This is a genomic window from Moorena sp. SIO3I6, assembly GCF_010672095.1.
The window spans coordinates 104,178-123,223 of record NZ_JAAHHU010000009.1 but is presented as its reverse complement, the minus strand read 5'-3'; the positions used below and the strand labels follow the sequence as shown (position 1 = coordinate 123,223).

The window sequence follows — 19,046 nt, the reverse complement described above, 5'->3', positions numbered from 1 at the left end:
CCTATCTCCCTATCTCCCTATCTCCCTATCTCCCTATCTCCCTATCTCCCTATCTCCCTATCTCCCTATCTCCCTATCTCCCTATCTCCCTATCTCCCTATCTCCCTATCTCCCTATCTCCCTATCTACTCTCTTTGAATGCAACTCGGTATTAGGTGTTTGTTAGAGAATTAAGGGTTTTAGCAATTTCTACTAGCTGAAACCCAGGAGGATAAGCCCCCTCAGCTTTGATGCGCTCGATAGCAGCCGGTGGGATAGCCAAATTTAGCTTTCTAGCAACAGCTCTGACTATATCACCCCGGTCAATTACACCTGCCACAGTTCCTGCGGGAGAAAGTACGCTCATACGCTTAAGATTAAGCTCCTCTAAGCTGTTAATCACCTCCACCAAAGGTGTTTTCTCCTCCACTGTGGGAATTTCTGATAAAGGGCGCACTATAGTTTCCAACGTCTCAGTGTCCCAACGACTACGCTCAACAAAATGTAAATCCTCAATTTTCACTAGCCCACGATAGCGTCCATTAGCTGCAGCGTAGTAGGGCATTGGGTTTTGCCTATCGGTTAAGATATACTCATCAGCAAAAGAACGTAAAGTCTGGTTGGCTTCCACTACCCGAAAGTCACGGGTCATGGCATTAGATGCTACAAGCTTAAGTAAGACTTCTTGTATGGTGGTTAGCTGGTCATAGGCGCTGGCATTGCGAAAAATAAACCAGCCAATCAGAGTTGGCCAAATGAATGACAAGGTACCAGTCAGCAGAGTCATTCCTAATCCCAAGGATAGGGCTACAAGCCCAAACCCCTTACCCGTTCTGGCAGCCCAACGGACACCTGTAAATAGATCCCCAGTTAGTTTCCAGACTGCTGCTTTCAACACTTGTCCACCATCTAAAGGTAGACCAGGAATTAGGTTAAATAATGCCAAGACTAGGTTGATTCTAGCTATCTCATTGGCGATGGTATATCCCCAAGCCGAGGTGGGTAATGTCAGAGTTAGCACATAAAACAGACCAAAGAGGATGAAACTCACTAATGGTCCTGCGATCGCTACTTGAAAGGCTTCTGCTGGAGTCTTTGATTCTCGGTCAATGGACGCAATCCCGCCGAATATAAATAGGGTAATCGAATTAACTTTGATGCCTTGGGAGAGGGCAGCTAGACTGTGACCTAATTCATGTAAAAGTACAGAACTAAATAACAACAGTGCCATCGCCAATCCAGCTACCCAAGCCAAAATCGACCCTAGGCTAGAGTCGAACTCTCGTGCATTAATCATCGTTACCAATAGCAAGATGAAAAACCACGATGGGTCTAAAAACAGTGGGATTCCGAATAGAGAGCCAACTCGCCAACCTGATAGCATCACATTTTCCTTCTCTGAGACCTTCGATACCTGTACTATCCAGGATAAATTAACTCCTCTGTTCTGGGTTATGGCACTGCCACAGGCATCCGCTCACTCAGACGAGTGTTTAGGTCTGCAAGTAGGTCATTACCACTACGACGAGCTTCCCAAGGACCGGTGTTATATTTATCGATTATCCACTGCCCATGGATAAAATCTTCTGACTCACCCAGGGTACCAATGTACTGGATTGGAGTCGATGAGCTGGTGAGGTATCGCTTGGTAAATTGGATACGCCGTCCGATTACCTCACCACTTAGCTGGGCTTCTCCTAAGTAACCGTCGTCCAAAATATTGCCAGTGATGGTATTCTTGCTTTGAACCAGAGTTGCTTCAAACCGGGTGGGTACTCCCCCTTGCCAGTAAGTTCCGAGCCAAGTGCCAGTTAAGTCTGCCATGAACACCAAATTTTAGTGAGGAGTTAACTCACCATTATACTATAATATTGGTCTATATAGCAAATTTAGATAAGTAAGTGGTGAGATTAAGAAGAAACCGAAAGAGGAGGAAGACACCGGAACCAATCGCACCTTTATCTGTTGGTTAACACAAACACACTCTCGTGATTCCCCCGTCCAAATTCCCTATTCCCTATTCCCTATTCCCTATTCCCTAATATTTCATAATTGTCTGACCAATACACGATTACACTATCATTGCGCTTTTTGCTGGCACTTTGGCAAATAAAAGTAGCATAGTCTAGCAATAATAATTCATATTAGATGCCATATAGCATTACCACCTAGCTTATTAGTTGTCAAGGTTAAAGGAATGATGATGGATGGGGAAGAATTACTGAAGCGATATGCTGCTGGAGAACGGGACTTTCCAGAAGCTAATCTACAGGGAGTATCTCTGGCGGGAGTAAACCTGAGCCAAGCTAACCTACGACGTGCTAATCTCAGCCAGAGTTGTCTCAAGGACGCTATTCTTAAAGGTGTCAATCTGCGAGAAGCGAATTTATCTGGTGCTAATCTACAGGGAAGTGACCTGTGTGAAGCCAACCTCATTGTTAGTAACCTCAGTCAAGCAAATCTAGCCAAGGCTAACTTGAGTAATGCCAATCTACGCAGTTGCCGCCTGATTGGAGTCAATCTCAGTAAAGCTAATCTGAGTGAAGCAATTCTGAGTGAGGCAATTCTCCAGGATGCTAACTTGAGTCACGCAAAACTGATTAGCACATCCTTGAACCGAGCCAAGCTTTCCCAAGCCCTCTTGGAGGGAGCGATTTTGGAGGGAGCATCCCTCAACAATTGTATTCTGATCGAAGCGAATCTGATTGGGGCAAATTTGTCCCATACCCTACTCAATGGAGCCAACTTGACTAAGGCCAATCTCAATCAAGCAGACTTGAGTGGTGCCATAGCAAGTGGCTGCACCATGAGAAACACTATCCTAACGGATGCGAATCTCAGAGGAGCAAGGATGAGTTGGACAATTCTCCATGGTGCTAATCTCACCAAGGCTAATTTATACCGAGCTAACCTGTGTTGGTCGAATCTTAGCGAGGCAATATTGATTGAAGCTGTTTTAATTGATGCTAATCTGAATCAGGCTAACCTGCGTGAAGCTAAACTTAGCAAAGCGATCATGCCAAGTGGCAGTCAGCATCAATAGTTGAACAGTTGAAGCCAGATTTTGATCAGCTCAATCAGGACCGAATCCCAAAGTCTAGTAGGATATCGAGCAATTCTACTCAGCCGATCCGATTGCGAACGCGCCCCGCGTGGCCTACGGCCAATCGCGTTGGATAGGAAACTGACATGAGGCTAAAACTTACTAAAACTTAATCAACTGTTCACCACTCAAACTGTCCTCCCAGGGTTTAGTATGACATTCGGTGAATAATTAGCTGGAAGTTCCTATAATTTTATGTCCCTTGCACCTCTGTCTGAGGCTTTTGAGACTAATCGCTTTGAAAGTATTAGTTTAATTGCTACCGATATTGATGGCACTCTAACTCTGAGTGGCAAATTTACTTCCTCCTTATTCCATGCCCTAGAAGAATTGACCAAGACAGGAATCCAAGTATTGCTGATTACTGGTCGTTCCGCTGGCTGGGTTAATGCTCTGAAAACTTATCTGCCGGTCACAGGAGCGATCGCAGAAAATGGCGGTCTATATTTCCCCAAAGATAGTGAAATCCCAGATATCTTAACCCCTATTGAAGATTTAAACCAGCATCGCCAGAGTCTCAATCACACCTTCCAAGTCCTAAAAGCTCAATTTCCCCAGCTACAAGAATCTGTGGATAACCGCTTTCGGTTGACGGATTGGACATTTGATGTTAATCGATTAGCCTTTGTCCAATTACAAACCCTGGCAGAACTCTGTCAACAACAGGGTTGGGGCTTCACTTACAGTACAGTTCAGTGCCATATTAAGCCAATCGAGCAAGATAAAGCAACAGGCTTGCTACAAGTGTTAACCAGACACTTTCCCCAACTCAAACCAGAGGAGATTATCACCGTTGGTGACAGTCCTAATGATGAGTCTATGTTTGATACCAGCAAGTTTCCTTTATCAGTAGGGGTGGCTAATGTCTTAGACTACACTAGTTATTTGACTCATAAGCCAGCTTATGTGACTTATGCTAAAGAATCTGAAGGCTTTTGCGAGTTAGCACAATTGTTACTACTGAAAACCTTTACTGGATAAGTGGTTTGGGCTGCACGGCTTGGCTGATTAATGGAATGATTTAGGGTAATTGGTAATTGGTAATTGGTAATTGGTAATTGGTAATTGGTAATTGGTAATTGGTGATTGGTAATTGGTAATTGGTAACCGGTGATTGGTAACCAGACATGATATCAGTTGTTAATTTTCCTATAGCGTTTCCATTTGATGTGTGAAACAAGCACTGTCTTTAACTAAGACTTTCAGCTAGTTTTGTGTTCACGACTCATTTAGCGCTATATCTGATCATTGTGTTGTTTTTTTTTTTTAAACTTTAACAAAAATTTACATAATTATCATGAATCACGTTTATCATGTGTATAAATAATACAAAAACGTAAGCTATCAGCATATGCTTACCTTTGAATTATCATGAATCTCGAACTATTAAATTGTCCTGTTTGCGCATTGCGTATCGGCGCACCCTAGGGGAACGAGGTTTATTTTAAGGATTAGGCTGAGTGCTTACGATTTTATTTCTATGACAACGGGATGCACCTACTCAAATTACCCATTATCCATTACCAAGTATTCATTACTAATGATTCCTTAATTATTACCTATTTATTGTAATGTAAATCACCGAATAATTTGTATTTATGATTAAAATAGAGTGATCTATAGCTTTTTTTTAAAAGCTGATCAAAATTATTTATATTAACGCCAAAATTTAAAACTACTTTACTTTAAATTAAGTATAGTAGTTTTTAGAAATCCGAGGAAAAAGCTTTGCTGATCAACACTTCAAGATTCAACAAAACATCGGTTGAGCGCTTAGTCAATTTTTGGTCAAATCGCTATGTACCAGATTTATCAATTATCTCTAAAAATAATGATGTTTTAAAGATTTATGATTTGCTAGACGTTGCTTCTAGAAAGGGGCGCACTCAAACAGTTACCAAGTTACACCGTTTAATCCAAATTAACTGTGAGTGTGCGGGAATTAAAACAGATGCTATGTTCTCGTATATTCCTAATGTGGTTAATTTGACCGAGGCTAAGCGAATTGCTGAATTTGTTTGCTCCGTTTACCAAAAGGTACTGGAAATTTACCAGGAGCAATCGCCGAATCCTAGTTTAATGGCAGCAATACGACTAGGAGAGACAATTAATTTCTTCACAGATTTCTCTAGCCCGTGGACAATGGTAGCGCTAGAGTTGCCAGCTATAGAAAAGCTAGCCACCTCTCTCGAACCTGTATTGCGGCAAATCCGGGAGCAACATATATCAGCAAAAGACCGTCGGGCCATTGGTTTTGTTACCACACAGTTTCACTTCAGCACTAAATTAGTACTCAATCGGCTGACATTGCCAGAACAAATTTTGCTCAGTCCCTACTTTAAGTTTGTGGAGGAGCAAGTTTCTATCCCCTGGCAACGAATCTGTAATGCAGCGGCTTTGCATGATTTTAACTCACCTACCTTAGCCTTAGTGGAGCAACTCTTACCTGCTAGTCAGGATATTGCTCAGACTGTCTACCAACGCACAGTGGAATTGCAATCTGGTCATTTTAGCCGTCGGGGAGGGCTGGACGATCCAGGAATTAAGGCTTCGACTATCAGAGATTTAGAAATGTTCCAGGGTTACCTATGGCTATGTGCTTTGGAGGGGAATATGACATCAATAGAACAGGAACTGTTGCCGTTGTGTTTACTGGTGTTTCCTAGCGTAGACGTAAGTTGGAAGCTGGCGGAAAAAATGTTGCAGTTGCTGGTGGATGAACTAAACGCTCGTATAGAGTCAGATCAGATGTACCTGTTGCTTCCTTATACTCAAGGACTGCTGGAGTTATTCTCTGACCTGGAGCAGAAGGCGTTATGATATCATCTAGCAGTCCTAAATCTTAGTGGCAGGAACAAACTTCGTCCCGGAAGCGGTCGGACTAGTGCAGGCGGGCATAAATAATACCAATTCTTCAAAGTAGGACTACAGATGCAGATGGCCAGATGGGGAGATGGTCAGATGAAATTGATGTGTAGGTGTCTCAGCCCTAAGAATTGGTATAACTCCCCAGGCGGATCAGGTGGCTTACCGCAGAATATGGCCAGATTTGACACTCCCCGCCCGCTTATGGACGGGGATTCTTAGTTCCTCGACATGCCTTAAAATTAGCTATCCGTCAAAGGCAATACTTAAGCCGAATACCCGTTTAAAAACCAAGTCTTTAGCCTAATTTAACTAATGCCAGTGGGCTTATCTCCCTAAGCGTTGAGTTTCCTCAGTTCCCGTGTGCCCCACGGTACTTTCATTTTCTAAGGTTTGCTTTACTGGTTTTTGGTATCCGCTAGGATCCATACGTTTTTAATGAGGTTTTTCGCGCCTCATGTACTAGCATCGCTTTACGTCGTGGGCTTAATGACAGTACCGACGAATCCTGTCTGTGCTAGGCTACTCCTTTAGTATAGCAAATTAATTAAAAGCCGTCGTTCGCGTAGCGTGGCCAAAGGCCAACGAAGGACGGGGCTTGAAACCCATCTTTTTGGTCAATTTGAACCTAAAATCGCTAGCCTAACTGGTAGTAACCTTCTTTAGTTTCCTTATGGCTACCTTGCGCTTACATCCTCTCAGACTCAAACTAAGCAACTGGGCAATTATAGCATTATCCGCTGCTATACTCCCGTTATGTTTTGCTAGTGTGACCTTGTCCCAATCAAGTGATAATGATAATCCCAATCCATTGGAACTGACTGCTCCTGATCCCCTCCTGCCTTCGTTATCCCCAGACGAACCTCTCAACCCCTCCGAACGTTCTAGACTCAAGCAAGCTTTGGATGAACTAAATGCTGAAGCTCAAGCTGAATTCAAAGCTGGTAATCAATCCAAAGCCTTTGAGATCTGGTATCGGGAAATCCGACTGCGGCGAGTGCTAGGGGATCCAGTGGCAGAAGTGCAAACTTTGGGCAGAGTAGGAGGAGTTGCCTGGAATGAAAACAATAAGCAGTCAGTGCAACTAATTACGGCACGCTTGGAAGAGATTCAGCAGGAAAATAAAGCAGAAGACTCGATCAATCTGCCACTCTTAAAAGCTTTGGGTAAGGCTTATGAACAGATCCGAGTGCCAGGACAAGCCTTGACAGTTTATGAGCAAATTCTCGCTGATGCTCGCAACCAGGAAGATATGGCAGCGGTTGAGGCTACCTTGAAGACCATGGGTCAATTGCACATGGCTTGGTTTGATTATCCCAAAGCAGCAGAAACCTATGAGGAATTACTGGCTCAAGCTCAGAATCAAGCTCAGAATCAACGCGATGTTCCTTGGCCTTTGGGCCACGCTACGCGAATGGAACCGCTTCGCGAACGCATAAATGAACAAGAACAAGTGGCTTATTTACAAGAGCTAGCTTATATCTACGACCAAGACCAACAACCAGACCAGGCATTGCCCAAAAAGCAGCAATTAGTGGACATTTACCTCAATCAAGGCAATGATACCCAGATTCCAGCCCTGAAAATTGCGATCGCATCTGATTACAACAGCCTCAATCAACCAGAAAAAGCTAGTCAAACCTATCAAGAAGCCTATTCCTTAGCCTGGTCTCTACAGCAGTTTGCCCATGCTAGCGAAGCACTACAACCTCTAGCAGAACTGTACCTTACCTCTAAGCAGCCAGAGTTTGCCTTGCAAGTTTATGAGGTTTTGCTTCAAGTTGAGCAAAAGTCCTATAATTATTATGGCTTGATGAATACTTACGACAACATTGGTCAAGTTTATCTGGATATGAACAACTATCCTCAAGCCTTAGCAGCATTTCAAAAGGGGCTAGACTTAGCTGAGTCATTACAGCATCGAGAAGCTTATTTTGTCAATAAAATTCAGTTAGTCAATCGGCAAAATTTGTAGTATGATTCTAGGTTGATAGTTGTTAAACTAACGACTATAGTACAGGGAATCGGGAATCGGGAATCGGGAATCGGGAACTTTTGATGAAGTAGTTATCGATTAAATTGGTATACTTATACCAATGCTGTAAACTACGACTACAGATCAATTTCATTTCCGTATCTCCCCATTTCCCTATCTCCCTATCTTCCCATCTCCGGAGCTAGACAACCGCCTCACTCCTCACCGTTATCTGAATCATCAGAGTCGATTAACAAATACAACAATGCACAAATAGCAGCAACAATACCTAACAATGGAGATTCAGTAGAGAGGGTTAGAACTAGTAACACAATTTCCAGAAGGGTTTGGAAGCTTTCGAGATTGTTCATGAAAATTGTTTCAGGTGAACTACAATTTCATCAAACCCTGGGGCTAAAGCAGTTGAGACCTTGAAAGCTATTGAGATCAGGTGACTTATGGCCAACTTATAGTTGATTGCCGACTTGTACCTGAGTTGTACCTGAGTTGGGCTGAGTGACTATAAAAGATAGTTATAGTTTGAGTAGTTCATCGAACCGACAACTATGTCTCGCTCACTCAGAGTTCATCCCGAGTCTATTGACCAGGTGAAATTAGCTCTTAAGCGCAACGGTTATCCTCGCCAGAAAGACTTAGCTGAGGAATTGGAGATATCTCTATCAACCCTCAATAATTATCTCAATGGCCGACCTGTCGATAACCTGAATTTTCAAGAAATTAGTGAAAAATTGGGGCAAGACTGGAAAGCGATCGCTTTTCTAGATCAAGAAAGCGCACCAAGCAATAGCAATGTTAATCCAGATCCATGGAAACCGGATTTAGATCAGGACGAAGCTATCCCTGACGTTGACTATTATGTTGAACGTCCTCCTATTGAAAGCATTTGTTATCAAACACTTTTACGTCCAGGTGCCTTGGTGAGAATTAAAGCACCAAGTCTAATGGGGAAGACCTTACTGATAGCTAGAGTGCTGAAAAAGTTGGTTGCCCAGCAGGGCTATCAAACTGTTTATATTAACCTGCACCTGGCTAACCACGCTGACCTTGGGAATCTTAATTTATTACTCAAGTGGTTTAGCTTCTGTGTCAGTGAAAGTTTAGGATTAGCTAATCGATTAGCTGATTATTGGTACGAAGGATTATCGACCAGTAAAATGGCTTGTACCAACTACTTTGAACGGTATTTGCTAAGGCAAGTTAACAGGCCAGTGGTCTTATGTTTGGATGAGGTTGACCGAGTTTTTCCTCATCGAGATGTGGCATCGGACTTTTTAGGAATGCTAAGGGCTTGGCATGAGAAAGCCAAGATGGGTAAACGTTTAGAACGGCTCCGATTAGTGGTGGTTCATTCCACAGAAGTTTATATTCCCCTGAACCTTAACGAATCTCCGTTTAATGTTGGTGTTCCGATTGAGTTACCGGAATTGACCCAAGAGCAAATTCTTCAATTAGCCCAACAATACCAACTTGATTGTACAGCATCTGAGGTTGAGCAATTGCAGGGGTTAGTAGGTGGACATCCCTATTTAATTGGCGAATGCTTTAACCATCTCAAATTTAATGGTATTGGTTCCCTCGAGAAAGTATTAAACAATGCTGCCACCGAAGCAGGGATTTATCGCAATCATCTACGACACCTATGGCAGATGCTACAGCAACACCAAGCTTTGGCTGATGCTTTTAAAGATGTGATTGAGGCCAGTTGTCCGATTCCCTTAGAATCCCGATCGGCTTACAAACTACACAGTATGGGATTAGTGAATTTACAAGCACATCAGGTAACTCTCCGTTGTCAGTTGTATCGGGAGTATTTTCAAGCGCGATTCCAGGAGACCCCATGATGGGAACCCAGACTATGCAAATCTATCAAGTAGGCGGCGCATTACCCCTTAATGCTAGCAGTTATGTCAAGCGTCAGGCCGATGAAGAGTTGTATCAATACCTAAAAGCAGGGGAATTTTGTTATGTCTTAAATTCCCGTCAGATGGGAAAGTCTTCCCTGAAAGTTCAAACCATAAAACGGTTGCAACAAGAAGACATTGTTTGTGCTTCTATTGATATTACCATGCTGGGGTCGCAACAGATTCCCCCACGGGAATGGTATGGCGGTTTGATTAGTGGGTTGGTGTCTGAGTTAGAACTCTACGACAGGTTTGATGAATACCATTGGCTTCAACAGCACCAAAAGATTTCTCCGGTGCAGTGCTTTCGTAAGTTTATCAAAGAGGTATTGTTTGAATATATTGCTCAACCAATTGTTATTTTTATTGATGAAATCGATAGCGTTCTGCAATTAAGCTTCAAAGATGACTTCTTTGCCCTAGTTCGAGCCTGTTACAACAAACGGTCGGAAAATTCTGCCTATAATCGCCTTAGTTTTGTGCTTTTAGGGGTGGCGACACCGGGGGATTTAATTGAAGATAAAGACCGAACCCCGTTTAATATCGGACGGGCTCTGGAATTACATGGCTTTCAACCCCATGAAGTTGAGCCGTTAGTTAGGGGATTGGCGGGACAGGTCAGCAACCCCCAGGCTGTTATCGAGGAAATATTAGACTGGACAGGAGGACAGCCCTTTCTTACCCAAAAGCTGTGTCAGTTGGTGGTTAGTTCTGCCTCGGTTTTCGATCCCTTAAAAAAAGGGGAGAAGGAATCGATTGAGAAATTGGTGCGATCGCATATCATCTCGAACTGGGAAGCTACCGATGAGCCAGAACATTTGAAGACCATACGCGACCGCATCTTGAGTAATGAGCAACGGTCTGCCTACTTGTTGGAATTGTATCAGCAAGTGTGGCAGCAGGGGGAAGTTGTTGCCAATAACAGTTTTGAGGAAGGTAAGTTACAGTTATCTGGATTAGTGGTGAAGCAGAGAGTTGGAGCTTTTCCAGTTCTTAAAGTCTATAACCGTATCTACCATCAAGTCTTTAATCAAGACTGGATTGAACAAGAATTAGCTGCATTACGTCCCTATTCGGAAGGGTTTAGGGCTTGGGTGGCGTCGGGATGTCAGGATGAGTCGCTGTTGTTGCGGGGGAAGGCTCTCAAGGATGCTCAGGCTTGGGCGAAAAGAAAGAATTTAAGTTATTTAGATCAACAGTTTTTGGCGGCTAGTGAAAAGAAGGGGATTGAGGAGCAAATCGCTCAAGAAAAGCTGGAAGCAGAATTAGACAGAGAGAGGAAGGATAGGGAAGCGACCCAGAAGAGAAATCAGGTACTAACTGAGGCGAATCGGAAGGCTCAACAGCGGATTCAGATCGGCGCTGTGGTGCTAAGTATAGCTGTGTTGGGAGCAATTTTTTCAGGAGTAGTGGCAGTAAAGGAAATGATCATGCTAGCGGAAGCTAAAGCTGCTCATAAAATAATCAAAGAAGATATCGAAACCATTAATCGCCTCTCTGAACTTGCTGCAGAACTCCAAAACAAGGGGCTGTCTTCTGAAGCACAAGAGGCATGGGTTCAAGTCAGTAAGTCTACACTAATCCGAGAAGACAAGCGCAATATCAAGCAAGCCATGCTGTTAGCTTCGATTTCTTTAGCAAATCAGCAACTTAGTCAGAAGTATCAAGAATTTGAACAGGATAGTAAAGCAACCGAATGGCGGAATGAGGCTAGGCAAAGGATTAAACAGATAAAGGAAAAAAATCTATTACCCTCACAACCTAAACCAGATGTCCCCGAAGAATGGGCAATTCAGGTTCATGTCAAAAGAGTAGAAGGGAGCTTGTTGAGAACAGAAGGGAAGATAGAGGAAGCCTTAAAAGCTTACAAGGAAGCCTTTGATATACTTGATACTGCTTGGCAAAAGTTTCCGAACGTTGATCTCGATACAGAAATTCCTATACCTAGCTTTCTTCCTCAACAACAGTCAATACTCTCAACGAATGCCGTAGAAAATTTGCATCGGGAATACATTGAGTTACTATCTGAAAACGGTCAAGACTATCAAATGGTCAAAGACTCTCTTTTCAATCACTTCCTAGCTGAACTTCACTTCTTTATGAAGTCGGGAAACTGGAAAGATGCTGACCTAAAAAATGTTCGTATCATGCTTTACATCGCTGATCGAGAAAAAGAAGGTTGGCTCGATCTCAAACATATTGAACAATGTTCCTGCCAAAAGCTACGTACTCTTAACACCCTTTGGGTCAAACACTCAGATGGAAAGTTTGGCTTCAGTGTACAAAAGCAGATCTTGGACAAAATTATTGCTGAGCGTGGTTTACCCAAGGGAGAGTATGATGAATTATTAGATGAAACATGGTACGAGTGGTGGGAAAAAGTAAACTGGTATGCAGAAATTTTCAACAAAAACAAAGCGGAGGAAGGTCACTTACCCTTGGCACCGTGGAACACCAAGGACAATCGTACTGTGACTTTCCAGGGAAGAGACCCAGTGACTCGTTGGCGCAAGTATTTTCTTAGTGATCTATTCTCCCGTTGCGACTGGTAAACTTTAACATCCTGTAGCTAACCGCTCAAACTATAACCTTAAAATTATAAATTTTAAGGTTAACTTGGCGGTCATTTACTTACTAATTATCCCATTCTTCCGAATCATCAATCATACCGGGATTAATTAGGGTAATATCATACTCATCCATTTGATCTACTGGATCAGTTGGGGTATTCTCTCGCTTCAGTAGATAATATTTAGCACTGACCTTAGGTGCGAAAATTACCTCATCTTCATCTTCGAGATCATGGGCTTGAAGCTTACGACCATTGATTAAAATGCCATTGGAACTAGCCTTCCCTTTGAGGTTACCATCAAAAATTCGGTAGTAGGGACTACCATCAGAACGTCTACGCCTTACTAAGGTCGCATGTCGGCGAGACACAAACTTTGAAAACAGGCGGATATCAGACTCTGGATCTCTACCGATAGAATATACCTCATCTTCCAAAGGAATCTGCTTGCTTCCCTTGTCATCCTCAATAATCAATAAATGGTTGTGGTCGGATTGTGTAGCCATGAATCGCTCGTGATCAAAAGGGTAATTGGTTGAGAACAATACTCTTATTTACTTACATTGGCACAGGTCTCAACCAGCTTGCGACTGACTTAAGGACTGATTTACCTAGAAAAATCTCCTGAGTGCTCAGCATTACCTGATTATTCCTTGAATCAATAATAGTAAACTACCAGACGCCAAGCTTACCCTATGGCCGTGGCTTCCGACCACCCAGGATACTGTAGCCTTCTGAAACCTTGCTGCTCTGATGGTCTATTCTAGGTATTCAAGCGAACTTGAACTAATTCCGCAAACGGGTTAGCAGCAGAGAGTTTGTGACAACACTAACTGAGCTGAAAGCCATGAAGGCACCAGCAGCAGCAGGAGAAAGTACTATCCCAAATCCTGGTAGTAGCCCACCAGCCGCTATGGGAATACCCAATATATTGTAACCGAATGCCCAAAACAGATTCTGGCGGATTTTGTTGAAGGTGGCTCGTGATAGGTCTATGGACTTGACCACATCGAGCAAGTTATTTCTGATCAGAATAATTCCTGCTGTTTCCGCTGCCACATCGGTTCCCCCATGCAAGGCAATCCCAACATCAGCTTGTGCTAGAGCTGGACTGTCATTGATGCCATCTCCCACCATAGCGACACAGTGTCCCTGGTCTTGGAGGTTTGCGATCGCATTAGCTTTGCCATCGGGAAGCACCCCAGCGATAACATCTTCTGGCTCTATTGACAAAGTTTTGGCCACAGCAGCCGCCACTTCCGGTCTGTCACCAGTTAGCATCATCACCTGCAATCCCAGGTCTTTGAGGTGTTCTACTGTTTCTTTAGCCTCGACTCTCGGAAGATCATTCACACCAATTAATCCAGCTAGTAGCCCATCAACGGCTACATAAACTACTGTTTTACCCCCATCTGCCAAAGCCTTGACTTCACCTTGAGCAGTATCACTAATCGTAATACCCTGCTTACTCAACCAGTCTGCACTGCCAAGCACTACCCGTTGGTTTTCTACTAAAGCTGATACTCCCAATCCTGGTTCTGTGTAAAAATCTTGAGCCCCTAACATCGGTAACTGTTGCTGTTGAGCTTCGGTAACAATTGCCCTACCTAAGGGATGGGATGTGCCACTTTCTGCTGCTGCTGCCAGTTGCAGCAATTGGCTAGCAGAAGATAGAGCAATGGTTTTCGTAGCAATAGCGCTCTGTTGGTCATTCCCGGTGTCAGGTTGAATCAGCAGGCAATCGGTAACTGTAGCTTGACCCTGAGTTAGGGTACCGGTTTTGTCAAAAACCACAGTATCCAGCCGATGCACCTGTTCTAAAATGTCACCGCCTTTGATTAATAAGCCCCGCTTTGCCCCCAGGCTAGTACCGACTAGAATGGCGGTAGGTGTGGCTAGACCCAAGGCACAGGGACAAGCAATCACTAAAACTGCGATCGCTAATTTCAAACTCAACAGTAATGGAGAAGCCGCCATGGTTGACCAGACCTCCGGCCAGATTTTAGTCCCAGCCACGTACCAAAATAGGAACGTTAAAAATGCGATCGCCATCACCCCATAGGTAAAATACCCTGCTACCAAATCCGCTAACTGCTGTACTGGCGCTTTCCGAGTTTGCGCTTCCTCCACTAGTGCTACAATTTGTGCCAGAGTAGTTTCTTTACCAGTACGGGTTGCCTTTAGCACCAGCACTCCCGATTGATTCAACGTACCACCAGTAACCATGTCCCCTGCTTGCTTCAATACTGGTAGAGATTCCCCCGTTAGCATTGACTCATCAATCGATGAGAGTCCAGTAATCACTTCCCCATCGACAGGAACTTTTTCCCCAGGTAATATCCTTAACCATTCTCCCACCCGGACTTGCTCCACAGGAATTTCGATACCCCCTTGATCACCTTCTTTACTGTCTAATGTTCCAATCAACCGGGCTACCTGAGGCTGTAGGGATAGCAAAGACTCAAAGTCAGCAGTAGCTTGATATCTTGCCCCTTGCTCTAAGGTCCGACCTAAAAGAATAAAACCCAGCAACATCACTGGCTCATCAAAGAAACATTCCCATCCTAGGTTAGGGAATAGTAATGCCACACAGCTAGTGGTGTAAGCCGTCACCGCCCCCAGTCCGATCAACGTATTCATATTGGGAGCACCGTGCCACAAACCGCGCCCACCCTCGACTATGATAGAGCGTCCCGGTAATAGTAGCGCTATAGTTGCCAGTCCCCAATGGAACCACAAAGTACTCAATACTGGCAGCATTGGTCCATGGAACCAATGACCGATATGTCCTAATGTAGAGAAGACAATCAGGACAGCAGCAATCGCTAGTTGTTGGCGGTATGCTCTAGCTTCTTGCTGATGTCTCTGGGCTGGTGTTAACCTATCCTGGCTCTTAGTTCCCTTTTCAGTTTCAGGTAAACGGGGTTGACTAGGAAACCCTTTTGATGTAAGCAGCTCAGCTAGGACAGTTGGTTCTACCTCACCAGCTTGATACTCTACCACAGCTACCCCAGTTACCAGATTGACACAGGCTTTCGATACCCCAGGGTTACTGCTCAGTTGCCGTTCCACTACACCAACACAACCAGCACATTTCATGCCAGTTACATCTAATGTGATAGTTTCTACAGGCAAAGCTGGTTGAGTTAAGGTAGTCTTAGGGGAAGTTGGCATAGATTTTGGCATAGATTTGGTGAACAGCTTCAGTAGATAGTGGCAACCCCTTGAGGATTAAGAGCAACACATGCCTCTTATTTCTAGCTTAGGCTAACAGCTGCTCAACTAGCCTACAGTTAATGTTTTTAATGGTTATCATTATCTAATTGTTGATGTCAATCACGAAAGCAGGACACTTGGAAAAAAAGGTCCGTCAGCTTAGATAATTGAGATATCACTAACTTAAAAGTTTCGACTTAAGGGTGAGATGCTGATTGCATTAACAGGGATTGGGCGTAGCAATCAAGTCGGTAGCTGCTCACTGTCGAATCAAGTATCTACCTTGATCTCCTCTTGACTCTAACTGTTATAAGCGGAGGATTCTGCCCAATTTTGTCAAACATTTGGCCGTAATCCCAGGCTCTAGTATTGAATATGAATATATAGTGGAAGAGTCTTGAGTTTGGTAGGGCTAACAACAGCTAGCTTGAAACGTCCTAATCACTCCTCCTAGGCAGGAGTTTACTTTAAGTGACAAACACCAATTACCACTTACCAATTACCACTCACCAATCACGACTCACCAATCACGACTACTGCCACCATTTCGTCTATGAGGGAAACTGATGGTCTTATCTTTGAAAATCGTACATGATACCTTCCTAAAACAGCAACCCGTATCCAGCCAGAAGATCGAAAATGAAGAGGATAAAGTGTGGGTCAAAAAAGGCAGGGAACTAGAGCTGCACAGCTGGGTAGACCTCAAAGACGAGAAGTCTTACCTGCGGATTGCTTTTACCAAAGATGAATTTAATGGCAAGAATACCTGGTACGTCTACGAACCCCATGTGGAGGTTTGGGATGACGATAAACAGTTGTTCCCTAAGAAAATATCCATCAAGGTCAGGAATGTTACCTCCTGCTCCACAGAAGTGGTTCGGGGGCTAGACAAACAGATTATTAATGAAATGAACCGACTCATCCCGAATGTACTAATCAGTTTTGATGATTTAGATGTGCAACTAGGTCCTGCTGTCTGGGCTATGCTGCAACCCGCTGCCAAAAGAGCCCTAGAACGTGCTATTCAAGACCGGGGCGTTCCCATGGTAGTAAATTCAGCCTATCGCACCATTGCCCAGCAATTAATACTATATAACCACTACAGAAATAGCCGTTGCCATATTCCCATTGCTGCCCGTCCGTCTCGCAGTAATCACCAAAGTGGTCTAGCCATTGATATTTCAGATTACCAAAGCTGGCGACCTTACCTCCAGAAGTACGGCTGGCGATGGCTCGGTTGGGGAGACCCAGTTCATTTCGACTACGTAGGCAGAGGTACCCGAGACATTCGCTCCCTAGCAGTGCGGGCATTCCAGCGAGTTTGGAACCGCTATAATATCAATGACCGGATTTCCGAAGATGGTTCCTACGGACCATCAACCGAGAGACGACTAAACAATAGTTTTGCAGAAGGGTTTTCGATCTCGGTACCCCCCAAGACCGAATCTGACAAGTCAATACAATTTCGGGTACTGCGCCTCAGCCGACCTTATATGAAGGGAGAAGACGTACGTGCTATTCAACAAGCCTTGGCCAAAGCAGGCTATAGTCTGGATGTGGATGGTGTCTATGGACCAGGTAGTGAGGCAGTTGTAAAGCAGTTCCAACAACAAAACGGTTTAGATGTAGATGGAGTTGTCGGCCCAGCAACCCGTGCCAAAATGGGACTTTAATTGAGCACCATTGACCCTAACCGAATGGTAATGGTCAATGGTAAAATAATCTATCATTCATTAACAAGTTCCAGAGATATTCATCATTCCTAAATCATCATTGATTGTTTCATTGATTGTTTTTCCGTAACTGACAATTTAAAGGCGAAATGCGTAAGCTATTAGCACGGCTTTTTAAAGCAATCTACCGAATTATTTTCCGACCAAAAAACGGTAAACCAAGGAGAAGAAACCAACCCATGGCACGTATTATAATTTCCGCTGGTCATGACCTCAAAGACCCGGGAGTAGTGGCTTTAGGCACAACAGAATCTCGGGAAATGATACTTACCCGTAACGAAATTGTTAAACAGCTTGAATTACGGGGAGTAGATTGTATTGTTGTTCCTGACTCTCTCAGTCGTCGAGAGACGATTCGATGGATCAATGCCAATGCTGTGCCTGGTGACGTAGCCTTGGAAATTGATGGCAATGCCTTTAACGGTTCCCTGCGAGGGGCTCAAGCCTTTTACATCTATGGTAACGATGAAAGGCAGCTGGATGCTCAGCTCTTACTGAATGCCTTACTCCAAGAAATTCCTGAACTTCCCAGTCGTGGCATTCAAGCGGATATCCACTCTCCCAATCGGCGCGGCTTATCCTTTTGTCGTCAGGTAGCAGTCTCTTCCGTACTGATGCAGTTGTGTTTTCTCGACAATCCTCAAGACCTAGAGTTACTGCAAAATCAGCGGGAAAAATTTGCCAAAGGGATTGCTCAAGGATTAATTAAATGGAGCGGTCAGACTCCAAAAACTCCTGAGTTTCCTACTATCAATATCTTTATTAAACAACAGAAGTATGACGAAAAAGGGATTTTAATTAATAGCAATGCCTTTATCCCCGTTGATTTAGTGGAAATGCTCGGGATTAGTCTAACTGATCGAGAAAATATTCGCCAAATCAGTTATGGAAATGTTGTCTATGTCAAAGCGGTAGACTTACAGGAGTTTAATATAGCTGCATCCTGGGAAAATCAGACAAAAACTGTTATTTTAAATTCACTTCCCCGCACCTTACTCGAAGATGGTGATCAAATTATGGGGATGGGAAATGCCACTGAAAGCCAATTGAAAAGCTTTCTTGAGAAAAACAATGAAGACGGTTTAAAACAATTTCCTGACTTACCCAGACTTTACATAGAAGAAGCGGAAAATGAGGGAGTGAACCACGATGTTGCTTTCTGTCAGATGTGTCTGGAAACCGATTATTTACGCTTTGGAGGTAAGGTCAAACCTGAGCAGAATAACTTCTGTGGATTGGGTACCGTTGAGGCTAGTGCTGCTGGTGCTACGTTTCCTGACCCGAAAACAGGAGTTAAAGCTCACATTCAGCACCTGAAGGCATATGCCAGTACTGATATGATTAACGAGACCCCGATAGTAGACCCTCGTTTTGAATATGTGCCCAGAGGTGTTGCTCCTTCAGTTTATGACTTAGGCAGACGTTGGAATCCAGATTTGGAGTACGGGAATCAGATTATGGTATTTATTAAACAGCTTTATGGTGTTTTTTGAAGGATGAAGAATGTCACACGTCATACTTCACACTTAATACTTAACACTTGATACTTGACAGTTCATACTTACAGCGTTTTTCATAACTATCAGGTACACAGGATTTTTTACCTCTTACCTGTTCCCTGTTCCCTGTTGCCTGTTCCCTGTTCCCTAAAAGCCAGGAATTTGTACCTCACCCAATTGTAAAC

At 43.7% G+C, this 19,046-nt stretch carries 14 protein-coding genes; 9 read left to right on the top strand and 5 right to left on the bottom strand.

The features are described from left to right. Window positions 1-151: 151 nt before the first annotated feature. Both F6K49_RS05830 and F6K49_RS05825 read right to left on the bottom strand, forming a co-directional pair. Window positions 152-1,363 carry a site-2 protease family protein gene (locus F6K49_RS05830; RefSeq protein WP_293094933.1) on the bottom strand — a complete coding sequence of 404 codons (1,212 nt, stop codon included), beginning with the start codon at window positions 1,361-1,363 and terminating at the stop codon, window positions 152-154. A gap of 68 nt (window positions 1,364-1,431) precedes the next feature. Further along, window positions 1,432-1,803, bottom strand: coding sequence for a hypothetical protein (locus tag F6K49_RS05825; protein WP_293094931.1), 372 nt, complete (start codon window positions 1,801-1,803; stop codon window positions 1,432-1,434). A gap of 373 nt (window positions 1,804-2,176) precedes the next feature. On the opposite strand from F6K49_RS05825, the gene F6K49_RS05820 reads away from it, so the two are divergent. The 4 genes from F6K49_RS05820 (at window position 2,177) to F6K49_RS05805 (ending at window position 7,922) form a co-directional block, all read left to right on the top strand. Beyond that, window positions 2,177-3,022 (top strand): pentapeptide repeat-containing protein, encoded by an 846-nt coding sequence (locus tag F6K49_RS05820; protein ID WP_293022420.1) that lies wholly within the window; start codon window positions 2,177-2,179, stop codon window positions 3,020-3,022. A gap of 255 nt (window positions 3,023-3,277) precedes the next feature. Next, on the top strand, window positions 3,278-4,063 hold the full coding sequence (locus F6K49_RS05815) for an HAD family hydrolase (RefSeq protein ID WP_293022418.1): 786 nt from the start codon (window positions 3,278-3,280) through the stop codon (window positions 4,061-4,063). A 747-nt stretch (window positions 4,064-4,810) separates the two neighbouring features. Next, the gene (locus tag F6K49_RS05810) at window positions 4,811-5,902 is read left to right on the top strand and encodes a hypothetical protein (protein WP_293022416.1); all 1,092 of its coding nucleotides are present in this window, start codon (window positions 4,811-4,813) and stop codon (window positions 5,900-5,902) included. A gap of 718 nt (window positions 5,903-6,620) precedes the next feature. Further along, window positions 6,621-7,922: a tetratricopeptide repeat protein gene (locus F6K49_RS05805; RefSeq protein ID WP_293094929.1), complete on the top strand. Its 1,302-nt coding sequence runs from the start codon at window positions 6,621-6,623 to the stop codon at window positions 7,920-7,922. 215 nt (window positions 7,923-8,137) lie between these two features. Here F6K49_RS05805 and F6K49_RS05800 read toward each other — a convergent pair whose 3' ends face one another. After that, window positions 8,138-8,293, bottom strand: a complete 156-nt coding sequence (locus F6K49_RS05800) for a hypothetical protein (protein ID WP_293022410.1) — start codon at window positions 8,291-8,293, stop codon at window positions 8,138-8,140. Window positions 8,294-8,488: 195 nt separating this feature from the next. On the opposite strand from F6K49_RS05800, the gene F6K49_RS05795 reads away from it, so the two are divergent. Beyond that, window positions 8,489-9,784, top strand: coding sequence for an AAA-like domain-containing protein (locus tag F6K49_RS05795; protein WP_293094927.1), 1,296 nt, complete (start codon window positions 8,489-8,491; stop codon window positions 9,782-9,784). Further along, entirely contained in the window at window positions 9,733-12,396 is a 2,664-nt protein-coding gene (locus tag F6K49_RS05790) for an AAA-like domain-containing protein (protein ID WP_293094925.1), read from the top strand. The genes F6K49_RS05795 and F6K49_RS05790 overlap by 52 nt, the downstream gene beginning before the upstream one ends. Before the next feature lie 82 nt (window positions 12,397-12,478). On the opposite strand, the gene F6K49_RS05785 is transcribed toward F6K49_RS05790, so the two are convergent. Together F6K49_RS05785 and F6K49_RS05780 are read right to left on the bottom strand one after the other, a co-directional pair. Next, window positions 12,479-12,919 (bottom strand): FHA domain-containing protein, encoded by a 441-nt coding sequence (locus F6K49_RS05785; RefSeq protein ID WP_293022406.1) that lies wholly within the window; start codon window positions 12,917-12,919, stop codon window positions 12,479-12,481. Window positions 12,920-13,199: 280 nt separating this feature from the next. Continuing rightward, on the bottom strand, window positions 13,200-15,587 hold the full coding sequence (locus F6K49_RS05780) for a heavy metal translocating P-type ATPase (protein WP_293094923.1): 2,388 nt from the start codon (window positions 15,585-15,587) through the stop codon (window positions 13,200-13,202). 608 nt (window positions 15,588-16,195) lie between these two features. On the opposite strand from F6K49_RS05780, the gene F6K49_RS05775 reads away from it, so the two are divergent. The 3 genes from F6K49_RS05775 to F6K49_RS05765 all read left to right on the top strand — a co-directional run bounded on the left by F6K49_RS05775 (window position 16,196) and on the right by F6K49_RS05765 (window position 19,044). Next, entirely contained in the window at window positions 16,196-17,302 is a 1,107-nt protein-coding gene (locus F6K49_RS05775) for a peptidoglycan-binding protein (RefSeq protein ID WP_293094921.1), read from the top strand. Between the two features lie 239 nt (window positions 17,303-17,541). Beyond that, the gene (locus F6K49_RS05770) at window positions 17,542-18,855 is read left to right on the top strand and encodes an N-acetylmuramoyl-L-alanine amidase (RefSeq protein ID WP_293094919.1); all 1,314 of its coding nucleotides are present in this window, start codon (window positions 17,542-17,544) and stop codon (window positions 18,853-18,855) included. Between the two features lie 54 nt (window positions 18,856-18,909). Further along, window positions 18,910-19,044, top strand: a complete 135-nt coding sequence (locus F6K49_RS05765) for a hypothetical protein (protein ID WP_293062816.1) — start codon at window positions 18,910-18,912, stop codon at window positions 19,042-19,044. The last annotated feature ends 2 nt before the right edge of the window (window positions 19,045-19,046 follow it).

Excerpts from the sequence above, each read along its gene's own strand:
- F6K49_RS05780 (WP_293094923.1), bottom strand. The coding sequence starts at position 15,587 with ATGCCAACTTCCCCTAAGACTACCTTAACTCAACCAGCTTTGCCTGTA.
- F6K49_RS05800 (WP_293022410.1), bottom strand. The coding sequence starts at position 8,293 with ATGAACAATCTCGAAAGCTTCCAAACCCTTCTGGAAATTGTGTTACTA.
- F6K49_RS05815 (WP_293022418.1), top strand. The coding sequence starts at position 3,278 with ATGTCCCTTGCACCTCTGTCTGAGGCTTTTGAGACTAATCGCTTTGAA.
- F6K49_RS05825 (WP_293094931.1), bottom strand. The coding sequence starts at position 1,803 with ATGGCAGACTTAACTGGCACTTGGCTCGGAACTTACTGGCAAGGGGGA.
- F6K49_RS05820 (WP_293022420.1), top strand. The coding sequence starts at position 2,177 with ATGATGATGGATGGGGAAGAATTACTGAAGCGATATGCTGCTGGAGAA.
- F6K49_RS05770 (WP_293094919.1), top strand. The coding sequence starts at position 17,542 with ATGGCACGTATTATAATTTCCGCTGGTCATGACCTCAAAGACCCGGGA.
- F6K49_RS05775 (WP_293094921.1), top strand. The coding sequence starts at position 16,196 with ATGGTCTTATCTTTGAAAATCGTACATGATACCTTCCTAAAACAGCAA.
- F6K49_RS05805 (WP_293094929.1), top strand. The coding sequence starts at position 6,621 with ATGGCTACCTTGCGCTTACATCCTCTCAGACTCAAACTAAGCAACTGG.
- F6K49_RS05830 (WP_293094933.1), bottom strand. The coding sequence starts at position 1,363 with ATGCTATCAGGTTGGCGAGTTGGCTCTCTATTCGGAATCCCACTGTTT.
- F6K49_RS05795 (WP_293094927.1), top strand. The coding sequence starts at position 8,489 with ATGTCTCGCTCACTCAGAGTTCATCCCGAGTCTATTGACCAGGTGAAA.
- F6K49_RS05785 (WP_293022406.1), bottom strand. The coding sequence starts at position 12,919 with ATGGCTACACAATCCGACCACAACCATTTATTGATTATTGAGGATGAC.